The sequence below is a fragment of the Ilyobacter sp. genome, assembly GCF_041583315.1.
Taxonomy (GTDB): Bacteria; Fusobacteriota; Fusobacteriia; order Fusobacteriales; family Fusobacteriaceae; genus Ilyobacter.
This window is the reverse complement of record NZ_JBFHGC010000130.1, coordinates 1-5,868: the sequence shown is the minus strand read 5'-3', so window position 1 is coordinate 5,868 and position 5,868 is coordinate 1. Positions and strand designations below refer to the sequence as shown.

Sequence of the window (5,868 nt, the reverse complement as noted above, 5' to 3'; positions counted from 1 at the left end):
TTATGATGGAAAAATGTGAATTATTGTTCGAAAGTGCAAGAAGATCAGAAATGACTTTAACACTTATAATGTTTGATATCGATTACTTCAAAAAATACAATGATAAATATGGACATGTCGAAGGAGACCGTATTTTAAGAATAATAGGAAATTTACTTAAAAAGAATTTCAAAAGAAAAACAGATGCTATCGGTAGATATGGGGGAGAGGAGTTTTTAGTGGTATTGCCCCAGACTGATTTAACAGAGGCTATCTCATTGGTTGAAAAATTTCAAAAAAAGCTGAAAGTCTGTTATCTTCAGCATGAAGACTCTCCTTTTGGTGAAATCACAATCAGCATCGGAATAAAGAGTGGCAAGATATCAGAATATGAAAATGTAGATGATTTGGTGAGAAAAGTTGATGAAGAACTTTACAGAGCGAAAGAATCCGGAAGAAATAGGTATAGTTTTTCTAAAAATACCATCAATTAGTTTTTTCAAAATTACGTGTAAATTATATTCCTAGTCATTTATAGGTGATCCACCTGGATCACCTTTTTAAATTCTGTAAATTAAAAAGCTATATTTTAGTAAATTAAAAAACACAAGATAATAAAATCTTGTGTTTTAAAACAAAGACTGCCTAATACTTTATTTTTTTCTCGAATAAAATTATCATATAGTTTGAAATTTTTATGCTTTTTTATCTTTGGTTTATTTTTTCTAGAAATTCTGAATAAGTGTAAGAATCCAGCAGATCTGAAAGCATTTTTTTATCGGTAACTATTTTTGCAATTTCAGAAAGAACCTTTAAGTGTCTGTTCATTGGATCTGACTTCGGTGACAAAAGTACGATAATAACCTTAGGATTTGATTTTACATTCTCCACTGTAAACTTATTTTTATTTGTTGCAATATATACTTGATAATCATCGATAGATTCTGTATATGTATGAATAAGGAGTGTTTCCTGGGTCAGCTCTACCGGATATTTTTTTAGTACATCTTTCAAATCTTCATATAATTTTCTACTTTCTATTTCGTTCGAAAAATTATCTGCGATTATTTTTAACAATTTTTCTGGATTATTTTCAGAAAAATCAAACATAAAATTATTTTCCGGCAATCTCCTGATAATAGATATATCACCTTTGGTATTCTCATATGAAAATTCCTCTTCACTGTTTGAGTTAGAAGAAAGATAGACGGCTATCATATTGTTTTCTACAAATCTCTCTCCGAGTTTATTTGGAAGCCTGTCAAAAGTCAGACGCCATGCTAGCTGTCCTTGCTTTGCCATCATTTGAATAATCATATCATTGTCATTTATCACACCTATCAGATTTTCTTCAATATCTTTCCAACTCTTTAAAGTATCAAATTCATAGTTGAGATTAGATGTATTTTTAGCTATTATCTTTTGTAACTCTAATTTTGTCGGTTCATCTGATATTATTACCAATTTGGAGTTTATTGATAAGGCCATCTTGGTTATAGAATAAAATTCATCTACAAAACCACTCTGCCTGTTAATTAACGGCGGGACCATTAAAAAGATGTTTTTTGTTATCCCTACAGGGTTTATTATCTTTGTAATGTACATGGTCTCGTTACATTTTTTCACTGACTGATCTATTATCTTGCTGAACACTCTATTGTGGCTTTTTTTTATTTTGTCCCAGTTTATAATAACCTTAGAAATTCTGTATTCTTTAATAACTTTTGTTATGGCATTGGACACATTAATATCTATTCTGTTGAGAGGTATGACACTCTTTTGCAATGAATTTGCATGGGTAACTACCTTGGCGAGGACTCCTTCACCGTCTAGGATCTGCCTCTCCACATCTTGACCATCTATGGCCACCGTCAGTGGATATAAAGGCTCGTGACTTCCCTTTTTCTTTATTAAAAAGGCAAATTCTATCAAGTTTTTTAAATCATTTGCACCATTAATAGGTATAAGTATTCTATCCGTTTTTACGGTATCTGAAACTTCGTAATTAGTCTGCTCCTCCAATAATACCTCTTTCGCATATTTTTCTGTAAAAATAGTACCCAAGAAACAAGTGGAAACTATCATCATTATAGATCCAGTCAGAATATCCTCATTGAATATCCCTACTCTATATCCAATCATTACAACTGCCAGCGTAGCTGCAGCCTGATTTACACTCATCGCAAACATCAAGTTTGTCTCTGATCTTTTGAGTTTTACACTATTACCAAAGCCGAATGCTGCCAGATACTTAGACAATATAGCCACTATAATCATTGTAAGTGATATTTTCAGTGCTCCAGTCCCTGTAAAGAAATGGCTCACGTCTATTATCATTCCAACAGATATCAAGAAAAATGGGATAAACATAGAACTTCCTATAAACTGTACCCTGTTCATAAGGGCGCTTTTTTCAGGTATAAGAGTGTTTAGTACAAGCCCGGCCAAAAAAGCCCCTATAATCGGCTCTAAACCGATAAGGTGAGATAGATGTGCCAATATAAACAGCACAGTTATCACAAAAACATATTCCTCCACTCCAGATTCTGAAGAGTAGTTTCTAAAAAACCACCTTGTCATTCTTGGAAGATATAATCCTGTCAATACAACATAGAGGGTACTTAAAGTAAATAATTTTATCCAGAAGAATCCACCAAGGTTTCCCTGGTTGGAAGCGATGACTATTATCATGACTAAAAATGCCAAAGTATCAGTTATAATAGTAGCCCCTATTGTTGTAGATACAGAGCTCTTTTTAGATAGTCCCAATTTACTGACTATGGGAAAACTTATTAGAGTATGGGATGAGAAGAGGCTAGCCATGAGCACTGATGCCATTAAATTCATTTTTAATATATAGACTCCGCTAAAAACACCAATAACAAAAGGAATAAAAAATGTCAGAAGTCCAAAAAATATACTGTGATGTTTATTTTTTTTTACTTCACCGATGTTTATTTCAAGGCCAGCTTCAAACATTATATACAAGAGGCCTATTGTACCTAGTAATTCTATGGTTCTATCATTTTCCAATATTCCGAAGGTATGTGGGCCCACTATTAAACCGGCTGCAATGAGACCTACTATCCCTGGAAGTTTAAATTTTTCAGCAAACAGTGGTGCGACCAGCACACTGGTCATAACAATAGCAAATATTAACACAGGGTCATGTATAGGTAGATTAATCAAAGTATATCACTCCTTTTATATAGATCTTTTCACGGTAGCAAGAGTTATAAAAAAAACAAGAGCTACCTAAGCAGCAGAATGAAATATTACGCAGTCCGAAAACAATTCAGAAGGGCTTCATCCCAAAGCTGGAATCCTGCCCCTATAGTGGGTTGGGACACACTACCACTTGAAGTAGTAGTTTTGATTTGGATACATAATATTTTTTAAGGTATAAGATTTACAATAAAGGTTTGGAGTTAGCCCGACACCTTTACAACGGCTTCTTATAGTAAAATTATGGTTTTTTGAGACCAATGACTTTTTGATATATTGCTTTTGCCACAAGGAGGTCTAAAAGTGCCATCCCTACGGATTTAAAAAACATTGTTTCGTCTAGAATCTTTGTTTTCTTGGCGATGATAGAACCTATCGTAGAAATCTGATCAGAGGTAATAAGGTTATTTTTTAAGGGATAGTGAAGATCCCCAGACTCTTCACAGGCAAAGGTAGTGTCTGTATAAACTTTATTTAGAAGAGGATACAATTTATCAGGGAATTCCCTCATAGACGGTTTATATGACCCGATTCCTATAAATAATTTACCTTTTAAAAGTTGTGTCTTATTTGGCAGAACAGGTTTATTGGAGTTGGTAGCAGTCACCACAATGTCTGCTCCTGTCAAAACTTCTTCTGTGGTATCACAGACAACTATTTCTAAATGAGGTAATTCTTCTTTTACAGATTTAACAAAGGTTTTAATTGTGTCTGTGTTTAAATCAAAGATTTTAACTTTTTTTATGGGCCTAACCTTAGATATGAAAATAGTCTGATATATTCCCTGAACTCCAGCCCCTATAATCCCCAGTACAGATGCACTTTTATCTGTTAATATCTACAGCCGACGCCTCCCACTCCACCGGTTCTTAATGCAGTAAGAATTTTTCCGTCAATTATTGCAAGTGGACTTCCCGTAGCCGGATCATGTAGTGTCATAAAACCATCTATCACAGGTTTATTTACCTTACTGTTTTCTGGAAAAATAGTAAGAGATTTGGTTCCGAATATCTCGTCGGTGAAGCAAGGCATATAAAGCAGGGTGTTTTTTTTATTTTCTACATGTATCCTGTCTGGCATGGAAAAATTACCACTTTCATAAATTAAAAAAGCTTCCTCCAAGCTCTCCATAATTTCTTCAAAAGAGATAACTTTTTTAATTAAGTTTTCATTTATAACGATCATGAATCCCCCCGAATAAAAATTAATTTCTAGATTAGTAGTTATTTTATCATATAAAAGCGTATCACTTCATATAAAATTAAACTACATCATAAATTTTAATCCCAATCAAAAATTTCCATTATACTAATTCCGTACCCATTTCTCTTGCATGTATCACATTTTATTTTTTCAAGATACAATTTCAGTTGTTCAAAATTTTCTATTTCAATCCACTCCTTGGACAAAAGCTTTTGATATTTCAAATAATCTGGATTTTTATTCTTTTCTCCATCCAAAAGGTTTATTCCAATATTTTTCAACTGGTTTGTTTTGGGATTGTAGAGGACTTTGTATTCGGATAAAAAACCTCTTTCGAAAAAAATTTTTCTTTCTTTTCCACAATGGTTACATTGGATAGCGTATCCTGATCCCATAATTTACACCTACCCTATAATTTTTTCTTATTAACTCCAAATGATAAGCCGTGATTTTATCTGAGTCTGTGATTTAGCCAGCATTCCAAAATCTCCTTACTTTTTTTAATATCATTTTCAGACTTAATTTCTAAAATCTTCTCTTCAAATTTTTCTTCTATTATATCAAAAGCCTCAGCTATAAAGCTATCTTGGTTTTTCCAAATATCAGATGCTCCTAAATTACCGTGTGTGAATGGTCCCTCTTCAAACACTCCTAAAAATTGTAGTCCTTTATTAAAGGGACTTGATTCTGACGTAATAAAATAAACAGGTTTTTTTGAAACCTTATCCCAAACCATCACAACATACTTATATTGCACTGCACCTCTTACTGGGATATTATCCATAGATATAGCTATAAGTCGCTCTCCAATGTTGTAACTAGAGTGGTATTCTGCTTTATTTATTAAAGGGCAGTATTCCAATGTAATCATCTCCAAATAAAATCTTTTCTATTTTTTATTGCAGTGGGTGATGAATTCTCCTGTTATTTTTAGGTCACGACAGATATGGGCAATCTGTTTAAATAATCCTTTGTCTTTATATCTGTTTAAAATATGCCGAGGAACTTTATTTCCTTGATGGTTAAGGCATCCCAATATTTTATGATTTGAGTAAAATTTATAAATGATAGGAATTCTGTAATGGTCTGTAGTGTTAAATCCTTCGCAGGATGCTATTATATTCTTATGTTTTTCTTTAGGATTTTCCTTTTTAGAAGTGGTGTTTTTTTACTTGTCGGAATTCACAACTGTAGTTAGATTCTATATAAGGTATTTATTTTCAGCAAAAAGCTTTTTAAACAGCTCCTTTTTATTTTGAGACTTAGCTTTCGTATTATCACTCCGTAAGTTTCTTTTGTTTATAGATTAATGATACATTTATAAAAAGGTGAAATCAAGAAGAGAAGCATATTTATATTACACCGACGGAAAAACTTATAGAAAATGCATAGAGGTATCCAGAGGAGCTGAATGAAAAATATATAGAGGCTAAGAATGAGGTTTTTAGAGGATTACACTAT

General features: G+C 32.8%; 4 protein-coding genes and 1 pseudogene. 1 reads left to right on the top strand and 4 read right to left on the bottom strand.

Going from position 1 to position 5,868, the window contains the following annotated elements; translation table 11 throughout:
- Positions 1-473: GGDEF domain-containing protein (locus ABZA26_RS06000; RefSeq protein WP_372713613.1), on the top strand; the 473-nt coding region annotated here is incomplete at its 5' end.
- 211 nt (positions 474-684) lie between these two features.
- Here the strand turns inward: ABZA26_RS06000 and ABZA26_RS05995 are convergent.
- The 4 genes and pseudogenes from ABZA26_RS05995 to ABZA26_RS05980 form a co-directional block, all read right to left on the bottom strand.
- Complete coding sequence (locus ABZA26_RS05995; RefSeq protein WP_372713612.1) at positions 685-3,168, bottom strand: cation:proton antiporter; 2,484 nt, start codon at positions 3,166-3,168, stop codon at positions 685-687.
- Positions 3,169-3,445: 277 nt separating this feature from the next.
- Positions 3,446-4,335: pseudogene (locus ABZA26_RS05990) on the bottom strand (ornithine cyclodeaminase family protein).
- Positions 4,336-4,484: 149 nt separating this feature from the next.
- Positions 4,485-4,802 (bottom strand): hypothetical protein, encoded by a 318-nt coding sequence (locus ABZA26_RS05985; RefSeq protein WP_372713611.1) that lies wholly within the window; start codon positions 4,800-4,802, stop codon positions 4,485-4,487.
- 56 nt (positions 4,803-4,858) lie between these two features.
- Positions 4,859-5,284 (bottom strand): hypothetical protein, encoded by a 426-nt coding sequence (locus tag ABZA26_RS05980; protein WP_372713609.1) that lies wholly within the window; start codon positions 5,282-5,284, stop codon positions 4,859-4,861.
- Positions 5,285-5,868 lie beyond the last annotated feature (584 nt).